At 66.7% G+C, this 17,972-nt stretch carries 21 protein-coding genes; 4 read left to right on the top strand and 17 right to left on the bottom strand.

Annotated elements, in window-relative coordinates; translation table 11 throughout:
- Positions 1–23: 23 nt before the first annotated feature.
- From G391_RS0113050 to G391_RS0113065, 4 genes are read right to left on the bottom strand one after another with little or no spacing between them, the layout of a single operon-like run.
- A complete protein-coding gene (locus G391_RS0113050) occupies positions 24–3,839 on the bottom strand; it encodes a baseplate multidomain protein megatron (RefSeq protein ID WP_029087908.1) in 3,816 nt (1,271 codons plus the stop codon).
- Positions 3,840–4,283: an NlpC/P60 family protein gene (locus G391_RS0113055; protein WP_029087909.1), complete on the bottom strand. Its 444-nt coding sequence runs from the start codon at positions 4,281–4,283 to the stop codon at positions 3,840–3,842.
- Positions 4,280–4,936 (bottom strand): baseplate hub domain-containing protein, encoded by a 657-nt coding sequence (locus G391_RS0113060; RefSeq protein WP_029087910.1) that lies wholly within the window; start codon positions 4,934–4,936, stop codon positions 4,280–4,282. Before G391_RS0113060 ends, G391_RS0113055 begins: the two co-directional genes overlap by 4 nt.
- A 3-nt stretch (positions 4,937–4,939) precedes the next feature.
- Entirely contained in the window at positions 4,940–5,551 is a 612-nt protein-coding gene (locus tag G391_RS0113065; protein WP_029087911.1) for a DUF2460 domain-containing protein, read from the bottom strand.
- A gap of 75 nt (positions 5,552–5,626) precedes the next feature.
- On the opposite strand from G391_RS0113065, the gene G391_RS0113070 reads away from it, so the two are divergent.
- A complete protein-coding gene (locus tag G391_RS0113070) occupies positions 5,627–6,292 on the top strand; it encodes a DUF805 domain-containing protein (RefSeq protein WP_029087912.1) in 666 nt (221 codons plus the stop codon).
- On the opposite strand, the gene G391_RS0113075 is transcribed toward G391_RS0113070, so the two are convergent.
- The 8 genes from G391_RS0113075 to G391_RS0113110 form a co-directional block, all read right to left on the bottom strand.
- Positions 6,289–6,801 (bottom strand): hypothetical protein, encoded by a 513-nt coding sequence (locus G391_RS0113075; RefSeq protein WP_029087913.1) that lies wholly within the window; start codon positions 6,799–6,801, stop codon positions 6,289–6,291. The two genes, G391_RS0113070 and G391_RS0113075, sit on opposite strands and share 4 nt — an antisense overlap.
- On the bottom strand, positions 6,794–7,042 hold the full coding sequence (locus tag G391_RS15515) for a phage tail assembly chaperone (RefSeq protein ID WP_084169260.1): 249 nt from the start codon (positions 7,040–7,042) through the stop codon (positions 6,794–6,796). The genes G391_RS0113075 and G391_RS15515 overlap by 8 nt, the downstream gene beginning before the upstream one ends.
- A gap of 17 nt (positions 7,043–7,059) precedes the next feature.
- Complete coding sequence (locus G391_RS0113085; RefSeq protein ID WP_029087914.1) at positions 7,060–7,347, bottom strand: GTA-gp10 family protein; 288 nt, start codon at positions 7,345–7,347, stop codon at positions 7,060–7,062.
- A complete protein-coding gene (locus G391_RS0113090; RefSeq protein ID WP_029087915.1) occupies positions 7,347–7,763 on the bottom strand; it encodes a phage major tail protein, TP901-1 family in 417 nt (138 codons plus the stop codon). The genes G391_RS0113085 and G391_RS0113090 overlap by 1 nt, the downstream gene beginning before the upstream one ends.
- On the bottom strand, positions 7,763–8,173 hold the full coding sequence (locus G391_RS0113095) for a DUF3168 domain-containing protein (RefSeq protein ID WP_029087916.1): 411 nt from the start codon (positions 8,171–8,173) through the stop codon (positions 7,763–7,765). Before G391_RS0113095 ends, G391_RS0113090 begins: the two co-directional genes overlap by 1 nt.
- On the bottom strand, positions 8,173–8,487 hold the full coding sequence (locus G391_RS0113100) for a hypothetical protein (protein ID WP_156893963.1): 315 nt from the start codon (positions 8,485–8,487) through the stop codon (positions 8,173–8,175). Before G391_RS0113100 ends, G391_RS0113095 begins: the two co-directional genes overlap by 1 nt.
- Positions 8,484–8,738: a head-tail connector protein gene (locus G391_RS0113105; RefSeq protein WP_029087918.1), complete on the bottom strand. Its 255-nt coding sequence runs from the start codon at positions 8,736–8,738 to the stop codon at positions 8,484–8,486. The genes G391_RS0113100 and G391_RS0113105 overlap by 4 nt, the downstream gene beginning before the upstream one ends.
- A 189-nt stretch (positions 8,739–8,927) precedes the next feature.
- The gene (locus G391_RS0113110; RefSeq protein WP_029087919.1) at positions 8,928–10,190 is read right to left on the bottom strand and encodes a phage major capsid protein; all 1,263 of its coding nucleotides are present in this window, start codon (positions 10,188–10,190) and stop codon (positions 8,928–8,930) included.
- A gap of 170 nt (positions 10,191–10,360) precedes the next feature.
- On the opposite strand from G391_RS0113110, the gene G391_RS15330 reads away from it, so the two are divergent.
- On the top strand, positions 10,361–11,161 hold the full coding sequence (locus tag G391_RS15330; RefSeq protein WP_029087920.1) for a hypothetical protein: 801 nt from the start codon (positions 10,361–10,363) through the stop codon (positions 11,159–11,161).
- Between the two features lie 58 nt (positions 11,162–11,219).
- Entirely contained in the window at positions 11,220–11,786 is a 567-nt protein-coding gene (locus G391_RS0113120; RefSeq protein WP_029087921.1) for a hypothetical protein, read from the top strand.
- On the opposite strand, the gene G391_RS0113125 is transcribed toward G391_RS0113120, so the two are convergent.
- Positions 11,758–12,168, bottom strand: a complete 411-nt coding sequence (locus tag G391_RS0113125; protein ID WP_035304562.1) for an HK97 family phage prohead protease — start codon at positions 12,166–12,168, stop codon at positions 11,758–11,760. The genes G391_RS0113120 and G391_RS0113125 overlap by 29 nt on opposite strands.
- 1 nt (position 12,169) lies before the next feature.
- Positions 12,170–12,406 (bottom strand): hypothetical protein, encoded by a 237-nt coding sequence (locus G391_RS0113130; RefSeq protein WP_029087923.1) that lies wholly within the window; start codon positions 12,404–12,406, stop codon positions 12,170–12,172.
- A gap of 56 nt (positions 12,407–12,462) precedes the next feature.
- On the opposite strand from G391_RS0113130, the gene G391_RS0113135 reads away from it, so the two are divergent.
- Positions 12,463–12,834, top strand: coding sequence for a four helix bundle protein (locus G391_RS0113135; RefSeq protein ID WP_029087924.1), 372 nt, complete (start codon positions 12,463–12,465; stop codon positions 12,832–12,834).
- 22 nt (positions 12,835–12,856) lie between these two features.
- Here G391_RS0113135 and G391_RS0113140 read toward each other — a convergent pair whose 3' ends face one another.
- The 3 genes from G391_RS0113140 to G391_RS0113150 all read right to left on the bottom strand — a co-directional run bounded on the left by G391_RS0113140 (position 12,857) and on the right by G391_RS0113150 (position 17,927).
- Positions 12,857–13,924, bottom strand: a complete 1,068-nt coding sequence (locus G391_RS0113140; RefSeq protein ID WP_051257409.1) for a phage portal protein — start codon at positions 13,922–13,924, stop codon at positions 12,857–12,859.
- Between the two features lie 260 nt (positions 13,925–14,184).
- Complete coding sequence (locus tag G391_RS15335; protein WP_051257395.1) at positions 14,185–17,388, bottom strand: PAS domain S-box protein; 3,204 nt, start codon at positions 17,386–17,388, stop codon at positions 14,185–14,187.
- Positions 17,389–17,474: 86 nt separating this feature from the next.
- Positions 17,475–17,927, bottom strand: coding sequence for a YcgN family cysteine cluster protein (locus G391_RS0113150; RefSeq protein WP_035304621.1), 453 nt, complete (start codon positions 17,925–17,927; stop codon positions 17,475–17,477).
- Between the last annotated feature and the right edge of the window lie 45 nt (positions 17,928–17,972).

Raw genomic sequence — 17,972 nt, forward strand, 5'->3', positions numbered from 1 at the left:
GCGAGCCTTGCAAGTGCAGACTGTCAGATCAGCCGCTGCGTAGCCGCACCCCATCCCCAGACGGCCGATCTCTGGGCCACCCGCACGGACACCTGATCTGGATCAATCCCGTCCAGGGCTACGGCCTGCATGGCTGCTGTCCAGACAAGGACCGGCTGATCGCATTCGTAGGTCGCCACCACATCGCCATCTGCCAGAATCTCGACCCGATAGAGCTCTCGCTCCTCGGCCAGGGGCGGTTCCAGATCCCAACCGTCGCCACCCACCCGCGCCCGTCGAATCCACCGGATCTCGCGGTTTCCGCCGTCTACCCAACGCGCCCTCAGACCGACCGGCGCCCACGGACGGCGACTGACACCCTGCCAGCGCCCCGCCATCTCCGTCATCGCCGTGCCGCCGGGCGGTCCGCTCGCCGGTGCGGCGCGGAACATCAATTGTAGGCCACGCTCAGCCTCGGTCTGGTCGACCGGCTCCAAATGGTCGTCCAGCACGACGACGACGGCACCGGCCTCTGCCCCCAACGCAGCCTGAGCTTCCGTTCCGGCTCGCCCCCGCAACAGTCCCTTCAGTCGCCAGTGCCCTTCGGCCACCAGCGTCGCGGTCGTGAACTGGATAATCTCCCAAGCGCCATCCGACGCCTGTACAGCCAACCGGTTGACCCCGCTCAGAACGGACATCGGCCCCTGGCTTTCCGGCGCCCTCCCTTCCAGCCGAACCTCGACTGTATTGGCCCTGTCCCAACGCCAGACCGGCCCCGCCCCAAGGTCAGACATCAACACACCTGCCGTCGCCGGCCGCTCGACACGGGCTCGGGCCGTCAGACTGTCTGCGTCCGGCCCGGCGAACAGGTCCATGGCCTGCCATGGCACTCCAGCGACCGCAGCCAGCAACCGATCATCGTCCGCCCTTCCCGGTAGATCCAGCAGGCACAGCCATGGTGCTCCCGGTGTCGGCGTCGGGTCACTGGGTCGCCAGCCCTCGCCGTCCGCCTCGATCCGATCAACAACTGGCCCCAACGTGGCCCGGCAGGCTTCATCGTCGTCGATCCTCAGCACGCGCCAGGCAGCCGCCTCGTCGGGTCGCCTCACCTGATCCCCGGCCTCCAGCCGCAGCCCGGCCAGCGGTGCCAGAAAGATCTGCCGGTCTTCCCGATCCGCTGACGCCCGCAGCAGGGCTGTCCGCGCGACCGCCTCCGCCGGACCCTCATGCGTCACCATTGGTAGATCGAGGGTCAGCGTCTCTGCATCACTGGGGTCTTCGCTTCGCGCCACGACGGCCCCGACCTCATAGTCGGCCCCGCCATCGATAAACCTCAACCGCGCCGTTGCCGGAGCCGTCGCCACACGGCGGCGCGTCTCGTTACCGACGCCCTGGTCCGGCAGGGCCAGATCGGCGTCCTCCAGCACAAGCGTCTCGCCGCGCCGCAAAAAGGTCAGCCGGCCACTCCGCTCCGCCGCCTCGAGGCCGAGAGCCAGGAGCAACGGCCCCAGTGCCGCCCCCGCCGTCATCGGACGCTCGATCAGATAACCCTCAACGACCCCATCAACGCCGGAGACGTCCACCGCATCAGCCTCGACCCCCGCCCGCGCCGCGATGGCAACGATCAGGTCTGCCGCCTCACCGTATAGACGCCCGTTCAGCCAGTGCCCCGTCCGCCAGTTCGGCCCATCCGCCCACACATCCTCCCGCGCCGGAAAGTCGGGAAACGGGCGGGCATCCCAGCACCAGGCGTCCATCGCCGCCAGCATCCGCCCTTCGTATTCCGTCGCCGCCGGATTGATCGCCTCATCCTCAAACGCCGCCAGCGTCGCCTCGACCAATCGCCGCTGCATCAGGTCGTCCCGGCGACCGTTCGAAAACGGCGGCACTGCGCTTTCGGCACTCTTGGGGTCCAGAAACAGGTTCGGCGCATTCGCCCCCTTGTCCACCGCCCCGCATCCAAACTCGATCAGCCGGATCGGCTTCATGCCCGGAGTCCAATCCGTCGCCGTCGCACTCCTCACGCCGTCGGGCCGGTCATGGTGCGGACGCGCCCACCACCCTGCCAGGTCCTTGACCCGCCAGATCCAAGGCTCGTCGTGCGCCCCGTCCGTGATCAGCGTCCGGTCCTGCACCGCCCGAGCAGCATCGTCCGCATAGAACCAGTCGAACGCCTCGCCGCCCTGCACCCGGCTTTCCAGGTAGGCCCGATCTGTCCCACTCAACCAACCCGCCGCCGCGTCCAGATGATCGGCCCCATCACGCCAGTCGGAAACGGGCGGATACCAGTCGACGCCGACGCAACTCACTGCCGGATCGGCCCACAGCGGATCGAGGTGAAACACAAAGCCGCCAGGCTCATCCGGGTGCTGCACCCCGTTCCATTCGCTCCAGTCCGCCGCATAGGTGATCAGGGCGTCCGACCCCATGACCGCCCGGCAATCGACCGCCAACGCCCGCAGCGCATCGACCGCCGGATAGCCGCTCGCACCGCGCACTGCGGTCAGCCCCCGGAATTCCGAACCAACCAAAAGCCCATCCGCCCCAGCCCCCGCCGCCAGCGAGGCATAGTGCAGCACCATCCGCCGCCACGACCATTCCGCCCCGCCCGAATAGGCAACCGCCCCGCTGTCCCAGCTGAAATCCGCCGCCTCGCAATCCCCAAAGAACGCCCCGACCTGTCCATCCGCCGTCGCCGTCCCGTCCGGCGATCCGACCTGCCCCGGTGCCGGATGACAGCTGATCCGCCCGCGCCACGGATAGGCCCCCTGCTCGCCCCCGCCATACGGATCCGGCAAGCCGTTCCCCGCCGGCACATCCATCATCAGAAACGGCAGCAGCGTCACCTCCAGCCCCCGCCGCTTCAGCTCCGCAATCGCCTCGACCACCGCCGCATCCGACGGCGTTCCGCCATAGGCTGGTTCTCCAGCGATGTCCGACACCGCCTCGGCGTCCTCCCGGCCCAGCCCGGCCACGCACCAGTCCAGCCCCGCCGTATCCTTGGCCGCTCGATCTACCTTCGGCCTGACGGAACATTCGCCTGCTCTCAGATCATCCCCGAACCAGCTCACCACCAGGGTCACCCGCCTCAGGTTCGGCAACTGGGCCTGGAGCTGGTCAAGCGACACCACAAGGTCCGCCTGCCCCTGCCGATTGTTCACATTCTCCGCCGCCGTTCGAAACAGCCCCTCGCGACGCAGAACCGGCGTTGTCGCATAGGCGAACTCTCCCGATCCGGGGATCAGACAGACCCCCTCCAGCCGATCCTCCAGCCGCTCGGTGTCGCCTCGCGGACGCCGGAAAACCTCAAACGCAAACTGCGGGACCCGGTCGCCGAAGGGTCCCAGGGGCAGGTCCTCGAACACCACATAGGCCAGGTCGCGGTAAGCTGGTGCCTCACCCTCCACCGCATCGATCAGTGAATCCGCCTCTTGGTCGGCCGCCCCGCGATACACCCGCATGGTCACGCCGCTGACGTCGAACGGCTGTCCGTCCGCCCACACCCGTCCGATCCCGTCGATCGGCCCCTCGCACAGCCCAACGGCAAAACTCAGCGAATAGGAATAGTCCACCGTCCGAGGCCCGCCCTTGCCGGCCCGCCCTTCATTCCGGCCTTCCCGAAACCGAGCCGCCCAGATGATCTGGCCGACGGCGCGGACCCGCCCGAACGCCGCCGAGATCGGGCTTCCTTCCGCGGCCCCCTGAACCCGTAGCGCCTCCAGTCGAGGCCCGATCTGGCGCGGCGGCATCAACGACTGGATCGCCGCCCGGTCGACCTGCGCGCCTATGGCTGAACCGATCACCTGGCCGACCGGCCCACCGAAATGGCTGCCGACCGCCGCCAGAACCACCTGGGCCATTCACTCCTCCATCTGGGGAAACGCGAAGGCCGCGACCATCCGTGACCGCCACCATTCGCCCAGCCAGCTTTCCGTCACCGCCCGCCCCCAATAGGCATGGACGATCCGTCCCGGCGGCCCCGCCTCGCTGATAAGGGCACAGTGTTTTGCGGCGGCTTGCGGGCTCATGCGAAACAGCACCACGTCGCCGGGCCGCGCCTGCTCGACCGGAACTTCGACCAGCCACCGCCGCGCCGCCGTCAGCAAACGTTCCTCGCCGCACACCTCGGCCCAGTCGGCCCGATAGGCCGGAACCGCCTCCGGTTCCGCGCCGTACAACGCCCGCCACACTCCGCGCACCAGACCCAGGCAGTCGCAGCCCACACCCTTGACGCTCGCCTGATGCTGATAGGGCGTCCTGCGCCAGCTCATCGCCTCGACCAGCGCCCGCTCCCGCACGCTCACGACCGCCGGCTCCCGCCGTCATGCCGCCCGCCCGTGCCCGGTCGCGCGAAGACAAAGTCATCACCCGGCATGTCGGGGAATCCACGGAAGTTCGCCGCATTGCCGAACACCCTCCCGCACGTCGCGAACCGCTTGTCGCAGGCCAGCCCCGGAAACGCCTCCACATCGACACCGCATCGCCCGTCGCCCAGCACCGCATCGCACAGCCGGCTGAACGTCCGCCCGACCACCCGGTCCAGCCGCGCCATCGGCCCTTCGATCTCCAGGGTGATCCGCTCGCCCGCCGTGACCACCCGGCTGACCAGCCCGACGCCCAGCCGCACCCGCAGGTCCGGCAGTTGCCAATCCACCCGCCAGATTTCGACCTGGGCCCCGTCCCAGCGCCCGGCCCGGATTTCGGCCTCCACCGGCCCCTCGACATCCAGCACGCCGGACGCTGCCGCCTGCCCCGCCTCCAGCCCCAGCTCCTGATGCGCCGCGCCCGCCGTCCAGCCGCAACTCGCCCGGCAGCCGACGCCCTCAATCTCCAGCGCCTCATCATGGTCAGTGAAGCCCAGCCGCCCGCGGTCCGCCAGCGTCACGATCCAGGCATGGCACATCGTCGCCACCCCGCTCTCGATGCGGGTGGCCAGCGCCTCCGGTACTTCTCTCATGGGTCAGATCCTGATTTCGATCAGGGGAACAGCCGCCACCCGACCGGCCTCGAAACTCTCGAGCGTCACGTCGATCCGGTCCGCATCGAACCGGACCGGCGTGTCGAACAGGAACCCCGCCGTCAGCACCGCACCCTCACCCGGTGCCGTCGCCAGCGTTACCTCACCGGTCGTGAGATCCACACCGAACGCTTCACCCGCCAACTCAACGCCATCCACCGCGATCCGCACCGACCCTTCGACCGGCTTGCGGATCACGCGCTCATAGTCGCCGTAACCCTTGCAAAGCTGAAACTCCGTCTGCGCCCCGTCGCCGTCGCCAATGACCTGATCGCCCGGCTCCGGGTCGCCGGCCCCGCTCCTGAAATCCGCGAAATCTCGAAACCGGAACCCGTACAGCCGCCCTCGCCGGCCCTCGAAAAATGCGGTCAACGCCTGCATGTCCGCCAGCGACCGCAACCCCGCCCCGATCAGGAACCGCCTGCGCCCATGCGCCCACGGCGTCGAGCGCCGCTCATACCCATTGGCCAGGGTCACAACCTCCGTGCGCCGCTCCACGCCTCCGGTCGACCCGAAGGCCAACCGCGCAGGCAGGCTCACCTCGTGAAAGCTCATCGTGGGCTCCTGATATCCTGTTGACTTGATGCCGGTCGCTCCCCAGACATCGGGGAGCCGAATGCGGGGACTGAAATGCGCGGACTGATCCTGTCTTTTGACGCCGAAACAGGTGGTGGTCTGATCAGCGGCGACGACGGCAACCGATATGCCTTCTCAGCCATGGACGTCCGGGGCGATCTCCCCGCTGTCGGGGCCAGCGTCGATTTCGTGCCCGCCGAGGGCTATGCGCGCGAGGTCATCGCCCTGGCCGTTCCGGCCCCGGCCGCAACTCCATCCTACGCCCCGGCTGTCCGGCAGGACTATACGGGGGAGGACCTGTCCCTCTGGGACTACTTCGTTCGCGCCATAACCAGCCATTACGCCCAGGGTAGCGGTCGGGCGCGTCGTAAGGAGTTCTGGGGTTTCGCCCTCTTCTCCAACCTCTTCGCCTTTGCGCCGATCCTGATCGGCCTCGTCGCAGCAGCCGTGACCGATCCTTCGATGGAATCGGACGCCGCCATGGCTATGTTCGGTACGGGCTTTGCGGTTTTCGGCCTGCTGATGCTGGCCATGCTCATTCCCAGCATCTGCGTCTATGTCCGGCGCCTGCACGATGTCGGAATGTCGGGGTGGCTCTACCTGTTGGGCCTCGTCCCGTTCGGCAACGTCTTCCTGTTGGTCGTGTCTCTCATGCCGTCCCAGCAGCAAACCAACCAGTACGGACCGATTCCGACCCCGCGCCCACCTTCCGCGATCTAGCCACGCCGCCCCATTCGCGCCGCCCGTGTCAGAGCCTGGGCGATCTGCGCTTCGGAACGCAGCAATGCTTCCGGGCCACCGTGCACCGTGACGTTCACCGTCACACCACCGGTGCCCGGTGCCTCAACCGTTCCTCCCGTCATGGGCCGAAACACCTCCGGCCCGCGCTCCCCGACCAGATAGCTCGCCCCCGGCATCACCAACCCGCCGTCGGCTTTCGAGCCACCGAAGACTGACCCGACCGCCTGCGCTAGCGCATCGCCCAGCCCCTTGCCGCCACCCGCTCCGGCCAGGGCATTCACCGCCGCCAGCACCGCTCGCGCCAGCTCCGCCAGAGTGACCTCCCCGTCCGCCGCCGCCCGCGCCAGCGACCGGACCAGGCTCTCGCCCGCTCGCTCAAAACTCGCTTCAATCGCCCGCGCGGCATCCTCCGCCGGGCCCTTCAGCCGCTCCAGCGCCTCGGCCGCTTCGGCCGCCTTGATCGGTAGATCGTCCATAGCCTCAGACATCTGCCGCCTCCCTGCCGCGAAGCGGTGGAGAGGGGAATCCCGAAGAGGTGGGGGGACCGACCGCAGCAAACGATCGGGCGTCGGATGATGCCTCATCCGGCCACGCTTGCGCCAACCGCTCCAGCTCCGCCCCCGTCATCGCGCTCATATCACCGCCGCCCACCAGCCACCGCCATTCCTTCAGCGACAAACGCCAGAACGCTGCCGGCTCCACACCGAACAGCGCGGCCCGTCGTATCATTTCACCCCAGGGCACATTCACGCTGCCGCCTCAAACGCGCGGGCCACAGCCGCCGCCGCCGTCCTGGGGTCGCACCCACCTGCCAGCCGCCGCGCCGCCTCAGCTTCCCGTCCGCCGCCGCTGATCAGAGCCGAAAGCACCGCCGCCAGGTCCCCGGACCGCAGGGTTCGCAACCGCTCTACCAGGCCGCTGACGCCCTCGACGTTGAGCGCCGCCTCAATCTCCGCCAGAGCCCCCAGCGTCAGGCACAATCGCACCCGCTCACCGTCGATCACGACCTCGGCCTCACCTCTCGCCGCGTTCATCACAGGGCCTCGAACGTCAGCTCGCCCGCGCTCGCCAGGCTGAGCGCAAACGTCGCCTCCCCCGCATGGTCGCCGGCGTACTCCAGGCCTGTCACCAGGAACGGTCCCTCGATGGCTCCAAAGTCGGGGACGATCAGTCGCCAGGTCTTCGCCGCCTGCTCAAAGAAGGCCTCGCGCACCGCCGCGTCCGACGTCGCGTCGCGGAAGACGCCCTGACCTGCCACCGAACAGGCTTTCACCCCGGCCCCGGCCAGCAGCTCTCGCCACCGCCCGGCTGAATCCGCGTCGGTCACATCGACCGTCCGCGCATTCAGCGCGATCGTCCGCGCCCGCAATCCCGCGACGGTGACAAACGCCTCCGGCTCCGCGCCGTCGCCAATCTTCAGCAAGACGTCCTTGCCCGCCTGCACACCCATCAGTCAGCCTCCGTCACAATCCGCACACGCGTCACGCCCAGCGTCGTCTTCCAGTCTGCCGCCCGGAACACGTCCTGATAGGTCACCCGGATCGTTGCCACGCGACCGTCCTGGATCGTCAGTTCACTCGCCGTCAGGGCCGCTCGAACCGCCGCATTGATCGCCTTGGCCTCCTCGCTGCCGCCGAACTGCGACCGGACCGTCAGGGTCACGACATGCTCGGTCGCCCCGCCGTCCGCTGGATAGGGTCGGCTCTCGCTGCGCCCGATCACCAGATGCGGCCAGCCTGGGTCCTGGGGCGGCTCATCAAAGACGGCACCGGGCGCAATCAACAGGGCGGTCACCCCGTCATCTGCGCGCAACCGCGCGATCAGCGCCTTCTGCAAGGCGCGCTCAGGGTCCAGAGGCATCAGACTTCTCTCGTCAGGGTCAGGGTCATGTGACCCATCTTCGGCTGGTCCTGATCGACGTGGACGAGCCACCATTCGACACCCAGACAATCCACCCTTTGCCCCGCCTGCACGCGCGCATCTGATCGTGACTGGGCAAGGCGGATCTCGGTCATGACCGGTCGCAGATCACCGGTTCCATCCCCGCGTCTGTGTGGGGATGACAGGGCAATCCACAGCTCGCCCAGCGGCGTCCAGTCGACCGTCCGTCCCCCAAACTCCGTCTCGGTTTCGCTCCGCTCAAACACTTGCGCCAGGGTCCGGTACGACCTCACAGCCGCACCGCCAGATACGGCATCAGCCAGGCCTCAGCCTCGCCGTCCGCCTCGCCCTCATAGGCGGCATGGACCAGCTTCAGCACCACCAGCCGCAGAGCCGCCGACGCCGTCTCGTCTATCGTTCGCCCTGTCGCCGCCTCGACCCGCTCGCGCGCCGCCGCGATCAGGGTCTGGATCAGCTCATCCTCGGCGTCGTGCGTGACGCGCAGGAACAGTTTCGCCTCGGTGAGGGTCACCGGTTCGGTCATCCTAATTTTCCTCGAATGTCGCCGCTCGCGTCTCCTCCCCATCTCATGGGGAGGGGGACCCCGAAGGGGTGGAGGGGCCGGCCGCCGCGAGGTGCCGGTGCGGCGGAGGCAGTCCCCTCCGGCTCGCCTTCAGCGAGCCTGCCTCCCCGTCGGCTTCCCGATGGGGAGGAGACAGAGCCCCTGCGCGCCTCAGCTCGCGGCGAACTTCATCACCTTGATGGCGTCAAAGTTCTGCACCCCGCCGCCGACCCGCTTGGTCGTGTAGAACAGCACATAGGGCTTGGCCGTGTAGGGGTCGCGCAAGACCCGCACCCCGGCCCGGTCCACGATCAGATAGCCGCGCCGGAAGTCGCCGAAGGCAATCGACAGACTATCCGCGGTCACATCCGGCATCTGCTCGATCTCCGTCACCGGATAGCCGAGCAGCGAGCTGGTCGCCCCCGGCTGCGTCGCCGGGCTCCAGACATAGTTGCCGTCCGCGTCCTTGAACTTGCGGATAATCCCCGCCGTTCGCCGGTTCATCACAAACCGCGCATTGGCCCGGTACTGCGACTGCGGCGCATAGATCAGGTCAATCAGCCGATCCACCGGATCGGTCGCCTCAAACGCCCCGGAAGCACCCGACGCCACATAGCCGATCTCGCCCCAGTCCTGGGTCGCATCCGCCGCAATCGGATAAGACAGAAAGCCCATCGGCTTGTTCGTCCCGTCGCCATTGACGAAGGCGTCGGTTTCCTGCGCCGCAAAGGCGTCCTCGACCTCGGCGGCCAGCCATTCGTCCAGGTCCACCATGGCATCATCCAGCAGGGTCTGCGTCGCCGCCGGGCTCGCGTACAAATCCGCCGACGGAAACTCCAGCAACTGCAAGGTCGCCGGGTCCGTCTCCGGCCGGGCCGCCGTCGCGGCCACCCAGCCGCTCTCGACCCCGACGGTCGACACCGGCTTCTTGAACACCCCGCCGGCCACGGTCCTGACCGTCGCGATCTCCCGCATCGGTGACGCTGCCATCAGCCGCCTTTCAATCAGCCGCTCGACCTGCTCGGGGACCACATAGCCCCCCGAATTCACGCCCGTCGACAGGCCGGCCTTCACCTCGATCAGCCCGCCGGTCGATCCCTGCCGCAGGTATCCCGCGAACGCTGATTTCGTCTCCTCCCCGCTGCGCAGCAGGGGGGAGGAGGACCGCGAAGCGGTGGAGGGGTCTGCCTCCACCGCACCGGCGATCTGTGGCCGCCGCGCCTCGGCGCTCAACCGCTCCAGCCGGTCCTGCGCCGCCCCGACCGCCTGGTCGATGCGCGCCACCTTCTCCTCCAGCAGGCCGTCGCCGGCCTTTCGCTCGATCGCCTCCAGCCGCTCGTCATTCGCCGCCTTGAAGGCCTCGAACGCCCCCATCAGCTCATGCATCGCCGCCCGCGCCTCAGCCGAGGCGAGGCCCTGTTTGGTCTCTTTCATGGTTTCCCCTAGTGTTGACGTCTCTCCGCGTGGGAGACGGTGGATCCGGCTCGTCGGAGCGGGCCGCAAACTACAGAATTTCAGGTCGCCCCTCAGCGATCAGTCAGACGGATCAGGATCCAACGTCGCATGACGAAACCGACGCATCCTGGCCCGTTCGGGAGTCCGATTTGACCCGTCGCCGCGACCAGCCGATCCCGCCCTTCTCCCGGCTTGAGCGCGCCGCGCTCCAGGCGCTTGCCTGGGAGCTCGGGCCGGACCTGCCGCAACTCGAAGGCCTCGCCGACGAGGCCACGCCCGACCGCCTCTATCGCGGCCCGTCCAGCTTCGTGCGCCGCACCGGCATGGCCGGCGTTCGCGCCGGTCGCGGGCGTGGCCCCAGCGGCGTCTTTGGCTCTGTCCACGCCATGGTGGACGGCCTGCCGCACCCCATCGCTTTCCAGCTCCAGCTTCGTCGCGGACGCCTCGTCGCGCTCATCGCCGACGCCTACGGCCAGGACATCTCCGGGCTGGACCTCCAGACCGCTCGCGCCGACCAACTCTTCTACCTCGACGACAGGGGTCGCTCCCACGCGATCGACCCGGCCCTGTTCCGCCAGAGGGACAGGTCGCTGGCCAAGGGCGATCAGCGCGACGTCCGCGTGGGGCGATCGACACCGCCGATCCAGCCGCCGCCGACCGTGTCCGTCCAGCGCCAGACTGCCGCTCCGACCCAAGCCGCTCCCATGCCCGCCTCCGCGCCGTCTTCCGCCGAACAGGCCATCGCCTCCGGCGTCGACAAGACCACGCTCAAGATCGGTATCTGGGCTGGCCTCATGACCCTGGCGGTGATCATCGGCTTCCTCAGCGAGGGCAGCTTTATCTTCCCCGCCATCATCGCCTTCTGGATCGCCCGCCTGCTGACCCAGCCCAAATCGCTGGACCGCATTCACCAGGCCCTCGCCTCGCGCCAGACTGGGCAATTCGGCTGACCCTTCCCGCGCCAGGTCGATCCTGCCAATCTCCAGCCCGTGACAGGGAGGGCCGCGCATGACCGTCTTCGAATACGTCATGGTTCTGGTCTCGGTGATCCTGTCTCTGGGCATCGCCAAGCTGCTGGAGAACCACGCCGAGTTGATGAAGCGCGGCGCGACCGTTCGCTGGTCGCCCACCTACCTTCTGTGGCTGGTCATCATCTTCTTCTCCCACGTCGATCTGTGGGGCAGCCTCTGGATGATCCGCGACCAGGGCACCTGGACTCTGCTGTCGCTCCTGACCGTCTTGTCGGCCGCCGCCTCGCTCTTCTACGCCGCCGTCCTGTCCACGCCGGATTTCGAGCCCGGCCAGGGCGTCGATCTGTGGTCGTTCCACCTCCAGAACCGCCGCCGCTACATCACCGCCCTCATCGGCTATCTGATCCTCGGCGCCGTGCTCAACATGACCATCATGATCGGCCATTTCGACGTGGCCACCCTGACCGGAACCCTCCCCGGCATCGGCCTGTGCCTGGCCGCCATCTTCCTCCGTAACCGCTGGGTCCAGATCGCCGTGCCGATCCTCGTTGCCGTCCTGATGGTGATCTATTTCGTCAGCTACTTCGCGACCCTGACCGGCTGAGCCGCGCCCCCGGCAGCATCGGAAACGTCACCAGGCTCACCTCCCAGAGATCCACCGTCGTCAGCACCCGCAGCGCCCCATCCCGCCGCGCCGCCACCGCGCGAAATCCGATCGACAGCCCGTCCAGCGCCCCGGCCTTCACCAGCGACTGACAGAGCCGCGCCCCAGCCGACCAGTCCATCACCCGCCCGCGCACGAACAGTCCGCGCTCATCCTCGAGCATCTCGTCCCAGACCCCGACCGGCGCGTCCTCATGCTGGTGCAGCATCCGCACCCCGCCAACGCTGCGCGCCCGTAAACTGGCTTCAAAACACCCCTTCACCGTCACATCCCGGTTCAGGTCCGCGACATGCCAGAGCGAGGCATATCCCTCGACCCCCATCTCAGCCACGACGGCCCTCCATCCGCCGCTCCATCCGTTCCACCGCCGCCCGCGTCGCTGCCACCTGCTCCTCCAGCCGCGCCAGCCGCTCGATCACCGTTCCTTGCCGATCCGCCCGCGCCTCCAGCGCCGCGATCCGCGCCGACGCCGCCCCACCCCACATCAGCGCCGCAGCCGCCTGCACCGCCACCGCCACCAGCACCGCCGCGGGCCAGCGTTTGGTTAGTTCGTCCGTCATGGACACCTCCATTCACAGAGGGCTTAGTGAGTAGGGAGTAGGCAGTAGGGGGATGCATGAGCGGCAAGATCGACGGCTACCGCGATCTCATCGTCTGGCAGAAGGCGATGGACCTAGCCGAACAGACCTACTTTGTCTCAAAACGTTTCCCGCGCGAGGAGCAGTTCGCCCTGACCTCACAGGTCCGGCGCGCCGCCGCATCCGTGCCGGCGAACATCGCTGAAGGCTACGGACGCCAGACCCGTCCCGCTTACGTCAGCTTCCTGCGAATTGCCCAGGGATCGCTCAAGGAACTGGAAACTCACCTGATCCTCGCCACCCGCGTCGGCCTTGCCGAACCTACCGACATGGAGCCTCTTCTCAACCAGGCCGACGAAGTCGGCCGGATGCTTCGGGCCCTCATCTCCAAGCTGACCAGCAAGGCCTGACCTACTCCCTACTCCCTACTCCCTACCCCACCCCCGCCATCCGCCGCCGCTCCTCCAGCGTCAGAAACCCCGCCGCCTCCAGCCGTGCCCACAGGGCCTCTCGCTCCGCCGCCAGCGCCGGCACACCCTCCAGATCCGGCGTGATCTCCACATCGGGAAAGCGCGGCTTCAGCCATGCCGTCATCGCGCCCGCCGTCTTGCCCACCAACGGCACGACCGTCTGCCGCCAGAACGCCGCCTGCGCCTCCTTGAAGGTCTGATAGGTGTTGTCCCCCGGGATCCCCAGCATCTGCGGCGGAACGCCGAACGCCAGCGCGATCTCCCGCGCCGCCGCGTGCTTGCCCTCGACATGGTCCAGGTCGTGCGGGCTCAGAGCCATCGGCTTCCAGTCCAGGCCGCCTTCCAGCACCATTGGGCGGCCGGCATTGCCTGGCCCCGAATAGGCACCATCCAGCTCGCCTTTCAACGTGGCGAACTGCGCTTCCGACAGATGCCCCCCGCCATAGATCAAGGCCCCACTCGGTCGGGCCTGATTGTCCAGCAAGGCCTTGTTCCAGGCCGAGGCGGCATTGTGAACATCGACCGCTCGGGCCGCCGCCTCCAGCGGCGCGGCCCCGTACCAATCGTCGGACGGGTTAAACAGCTTCAGGTGCAGGACAGGCGAAAACCCGTCCGTTGCTCGCATCAGCCGGCGGGATCGCGTGCCCACCGTATAGTCATAGGCGGCCGGCCATCCGCTCGCGCCCGGCACCACCCGCATCCGATCGGGTCGCAGGGCATAGAACTCTTCCAGTCCATCTCCTGCCGCCTCCAGATAGGCGTTCCCCGCCGTTTGCAGAAAGCCGAAGAGCTGCTCGAACAGCTCCTGGCGGGACTGCTCAGGATTGGGCCGGTCCAGCCGTGCGACCAGCGGATGATCGTCTTGCCGCTCACCCCCCTCCCAAACACTCAGAGGCACACTGGCGGCCGCCTCGGCGATCAATCGCACACAGCGATAGACGATTGGATTCTGGGCAAAGCCCTCTCTCGCCAGGCTCAGATAGTCGCGCGGCGTCCACACCGGTCGACCCAGATGCGACAAGGCCAGCATCGGGCCGACCGCGCTCTGCTTCTCTTCCAGGTCGCGACGCGATAGGGCCGACGCGTCGCCATCACGAACGCGCGCGTGCCGCCGGCCAAAGGGCCGTCGCCAGTCGATCATCGATGTCTCCGGGGGTGTCTTTCGGCCCAGTTCTCGAGCCAGACACAAATCTACCCGACCAGCGTGGCCGGGGAATATCTTACGGCGACACGATCCAAACGTCCTGATTATATGGGATATTATCCCGGAAGATCAGGCGAACCGCCGACCTACGCCGCCTGCTCACCGGGGTTCGAAGGCTGCCGCGGCGTCTCAAGCCAATGCGCCACTGTGGCGGCCAGCTGAGCGATATTGATCGGCTTGCCGAGGTGTCCATCCATGCCGGCGTCCAGACAGGTCTGGATCTGCTCACGCTGGACATTGGCCGTCAGCGCAATCACCGGCAGCCCCGCATATTTGCCGCCCAGCGCCCGGATCTCGCGGGTTGCCTCCAGTCCGTCCATCTCCGGCATGTGCATGTCCATCAGCACCATGTCGAACTCCATGACCTGGACGGCCGCCAGGGCCTCAACCCCATTGCAGGCCACCTCGACCTCGACACCGAGTTGCCCAAGGATGGCGCTGACCAATTCCCGATTGGCCGACGCATCGTCCGCGACCAGGATACGCGCATGCCTTTCGGGCTTGAGGGTCGCCTCGACAGGCTCTGTGCGGGAAGCCGTCGACACGGTGACCGGAATCTCGAACCAGAACGTCGACCCCTTACCCGGCTCACTCTCGGCCCCGATGTCGCCGCCCATGGCCTCAATGAGGCGCTTCGAAATCGCCAGACCCAGCCCCGTCCCTCCGAAATGGCGTGTCGTCGACTGGTCGGCCTGGGTGAACCGCTCGAACAGGGCCTCCAGCTTGTCCTTGGCGATCCCGATCCCCGAATCGGTCACGGCTACGCGCAGGTGCCATCCGTTGTAGGCGCAGGTCTTTCCTCCCACGCTCAGCCTCACCTGCCCCTTCGAGGTGAACTTCATCGCATTCGACAGGAAGTTCAGAACGACCTGTCTCAGCCGCCCTTCATCGCCGACCAAGACCTCCGGCACATCCGGGGCCACATCGATGATCAGGTTCAGACCCTTTTCGGCTCGCTGAGCCTCCATCAGGTCACCAGCCCCGTGTGCGAAATCCCAGACATGGAAAGCATGGGGATCCAGCTGCAGCGCCTCGGCCTCGAGCTTGGAATAGTCCAGAATGTCGTTGATCACGCTCAGCAGAGCCTCGCTGCCCGTCGAAATCCTGTCGACATGCCGGCGGTCTTCCGGCGTCAGGCTCGAACTCGTCTTCAGCAGGCCTGCGAACCCGACCACACTGGTCAGGGGGGTCCTCAATTCGTGGCTCATATTGGCCAGGAACTCGGATTTGGCCTGACCGGCGGCCTCGGCCTTCAACAGCGCGTCGAGTAGTTCGGCTTCCAGACGCCGCGTCTCGGTCACATCGCGCACGACATCCTGAATCTCGGCAACCCGTCCCTGGCTGTCGCGCACGATGCGCGTGCGTGTCTCGTAGTGGTGAATCTCACCGGTCTTGGTGAAGCCACGATATGTCTGCGAGAATATGTCCTTGTCCGGGTTATCCCGAATAAAGCCCGTCAGCCGCGCAATCGTTTCGGCCACGTCATCGGGGTAAATCAGACCGGTGACCGGCGTGCCAAGAATGTCTTCGGGCTTCTTGCCCGTGATCGCCTCAACGGCCGGGGACACATAGGTCACGTTCATGTCGTAACCATAGGTCACGATCACGTCCTCGGAGCGGTCCGCCAGCATCCGATACCGCGCTTCGCTTGCGCTCGCGCGTTCGACGGCTTCGCGCAGATCTTCCTCAAGTCGCCGCGTTTCGGTCACGTCGCGGGCCACGTCCTGAATTTCGAGGACGCGCCCTTCGTCGTCGCGCACGATCCGGGTGCGTGTCTCATAGTAGCGAACGTCGCCGTTCTTGACGAAGGCACGATATCGCTGGGTCGTCATGTCCTGGTCCGGGTGATCCCGGATCAACGCCGCCAGCTTCTCGTTGACCTCGCGCCAGTCGTCCGGGTGCAATAACCGGTTGACCGTCGTTCCGACCATCTCCTCGGGCTTGATGCCGGTAATGCGCTCCAGCGACGGCGATGCGTAGGTCACCATCGTGTCGTAGCCATAGGTGATGATGATGTCTTCGGCCCGGTCGGCGAGCATCCGGTGCTTGGCTTCGCTTTCCTGAGCCTGCTCAAGGGCCGCCGTCAGTTGATCTTCCAGCCGCTTGCGTTCGGTGATGTCGCGCACGACCGCGATAACCTCGTCGGCGCGGCCGGCCTCATTCTCCACCCGCTGAAAGCGGCTCTCGACCCAAACCGAATGACCTTCGCGGTGCACGGCCCGGTGGACGATCGTGCGGCACGGTGATCCGCCCAGAACCGCTGAAATAACCTCAAGAACGTCTTTCCGGTCATCGGGATGGACATAGTCCATCGACTGGCCGCTCATCTCTTCGTACCGCCAGCCGAGCAGTTGCTCGGCCGCCGGGGAGATATATCCACCCGTGCCGTCTGCGCGAACGCGGGTAATGACATCGGCGGTATTGTCAGCCAGCAACCGGTATCGGCGCTCGCTCTGGCGGATCTGTTCTAACCCCGCCCGTTCTTCGGTGATGTCGCGCATCACGCCAAACAGGCCGGTAACCTCTCCGTTGGCGCCGAACTCCGGGGCTGTGTTGGTCTGGATCAAACGCTCGGTGCCATCGGCCACGATCAAACGTGACTCGGACTGCGTCGGTTCACCCGTCGCGCGCATATGCTCGACCTGGGCATGGATCACCGGTCGATCATCCGGGTGATAGAAATCGATCACCGCCTCCAGGGTCGGCGTGAATTCGCCACGCGTTTTGCGATGGATACGGAAGACCTCATCGGACCAGGTCACGCCTCCGCTGACCAGATCCAGCCGCCAATGCCCGACCCCCGACATCGTCTCGGCCAGGTCGATCATGGCCAACTGGTCCTTCTGACGCCGGAATTCTGCATCCCGGTCCAGAATATCGGCCGCCATCTGGGCCAGGTTTTTCAACGCCTCGAGCTTGTCATCTCCGGGCCGCTCGCGCGGAAAGATGTCCAGAACACAGATCGCGCCGGCTCGGCGACCGTCCTTACAGCTGATGACCGCCCCGGCGTAGAAGCGGACATGATTGGGGCCGGAGACAACCTCGCTGTCCTTGAAACGGGGATCCTTCGCCGCATTCTCGACCACCAGCACAGCATCTGCGCCCAAGGCCACGGCAGTCTCGGTGAAGCTCGCCTTGCGCGGTACCTCATCGCGACAGACATTGACCCCACCGCTCAGCTTCATCCCGTCTTCGCCCATCAACACGACGGTCGCGGCCGGGGTATCAAACAGGGTGGCGGCAATTGCCGTCAGGCGGTTCAGCGATTCGGTCGTACGCGCGTGCGGCATCTTCGGGTTCCGTTCGCACCAAGCGTGACGCGCAACCGGAAATAATCAGTTATCAGGACCTAAACTGTGTTCGTCGAACCCCTGTATCAGCCGCGTTCGTCAGTCAGATCCCAGGCCGCATAGTCGAGCGCATCGTCAGGGTCAGCCAGGGTCAATTCACTGATCGTCTCGCCACGCACGCTGACCCCGGCCCGGTGCACGCTTTCCGGGTCGCCGGAGATCAAGGGATGCCAGGCCGCCAGTCCCCGCCCCTCGTGAATCCGTCGATAGGCACAGGACTTCGGCATCCATTCGAGCGCCTCGACATTCTGCGGCGTCAGCTTGATGCAGTCCGGCACCGTCGCCTTACGGTTCTCGTAGTCTGAACACCGGCACCGCTCGGGATCGAACAGCTGGCAGTGCACCCGCGTCGGGATCACCTCCAGCGTCTCCTCATCCTCGAACCGCACGAGGCAACACAGCCCGCAACCATCGCAGAGGGATTCCCACTCCGCCTCGGTCATCTCATCCAGTCGCTTGGTTTCCCAGAAGGGCTTCATGACGGCCCCATAAACCGACATAGGCTCCCAACAAAGATAGGACGC

Source organism: Brevundimonas aveniformis DSM 17977, assembly GCF_000428765.1.
Classification (GTDB): domain Bacteria; phylum Pseudomonadota; class Alphaproteobacteria; order Caulobacterales; family Caulobacteraceae; genus Brevundimonas; species Brevundimonas aveniformis.

Bases quoted from the DNA above. Each gene is read 5' to 3' on its own strand.
- G391_RS0113050 (WP_029087908.1), bottom strand. From the start codon at position 3,839: ATGGCCCAGGTGGTTCTGGCGGCGGTCGGCAGCCATTTCGGTGGGCCG.
- G391_RS0113060 (WP_029087910.1), bottom strand. From the start codon at position 4,936: ATGAGAGAAGTACCGGAGGCGCTGGCCACCCGCATCGAGAGCGGGGTG.
- G391_RS0113065 (WP_029087911.1), bottom strand. From the start codon at position 5,551: ATGAGCTTTCACGAGGTGAGCCTGCCTGCGCGGTTGGCCTTCGGGTCG.
- G391_RS0113070 (WP_029087912.1), top strand. From the start codon at position 5,627: ATGCGCGGACTGATCCTGTCTTTTGACGCCGAAACAGGTGGTGGTCTG.
- G391_RS0113075 (WP_029087913.1), bottom strand. From the start codon at position 6,801: ATGTCTGAGGCTATGGACGATCTACCGATCAAGGCGGCCGAAGCGGCC.
- G391_RS15515 (WP_084169260.1), bottom strand. From the start codon at position 7,042: ATGATACGACGGGCCGCGCTGTTCGGTGTGGAGCCGGCAGCGTTCTGG.
- G391_RS0113085 (WP_029087914.1), bottom strand. From the start codon at position 7,347: ATGAACGCGGCGAGAGGTGAGGCCGAGGTCGTGATCGACGGTGAGCGG.
- G391_RS0113090 (WP_029087915.1), bottom strand. From the start codon at position 7,763: ATGGGTGTGCAGGCGGGCAAGGACGTCTTGCTGAAGATTGGCGACGGC.
- G391_RS0113095 (WP_029087916.1), bottom strand. From the start codon at position 8,173: ATGCCTCTGGACCCTGAGCGCGCCTTGCAGAAGGCGCTGATCGCGCGG.
- G391_RS0113105 (WP_029087918.1), bottom strand. From the start codon at position 8,738: ATGACCGAACCGGTGACCCTCACCGAGGCGAAACTGTTCCTGCGCGTC.
- G391_RS0113110 (WP_029087919.1), bottom strand. From the start codon at position 10,190: ATGAAAGAGACCAAACAGGGCCTCGCCTCGGCTGAGGCGCGGGCGGCG.
- G391_RS0113120 (WP_029087921.1), top strand. From the start codon at position 11,220: ATGACCGTCTTCGAATACGTCATGGTTCTGGTCTCGGTGATCCTGTCT.
- G391_RS0113125 (WP_035304562.1), bottom strand. From the start codon at position 12,168: ATGGGGGTCGAGGGATATGCCTCGCTCTGGCATGTCGCGGACCTGAAC.
- G391_RS0113130 (WP_029087923.1), bottom strand. From the start codon at position 12,406: ATGACGGACGAACTAACCAAACGCTGGCCCGCGGCGGTGCTGGTGGCG.
- G391_RS0113135 (WP_029087924.1), top strand. From the start codon at position 12,463: ATGAGCGGCAAGATCGACGGCTACCGCGATCTCATCGTCTGGCAGAAG.
- G391_RS0113140 (WP_051257409.1), bottom strand. From the start codon at position 13,924: ATGCTGGCCTTGTCGCATCTGGGTCGACCGGTGTGGACGCCGCGCGAC.
- G391_RS15335 (WP_051257395.1), bottom strand. From the start codon at position 17,388: ATGCCGCACGCGCGTACGACCGAATCGCTGAACCGCCTGACGGCAATT.
- G391_RS0113150 (WP_035304621.1), bottom strand. From the start codon at position 17,927: ATGAAGCCCTTCTGGGAAACCAAGCGACTGGATGAGATGACCGAGGCG.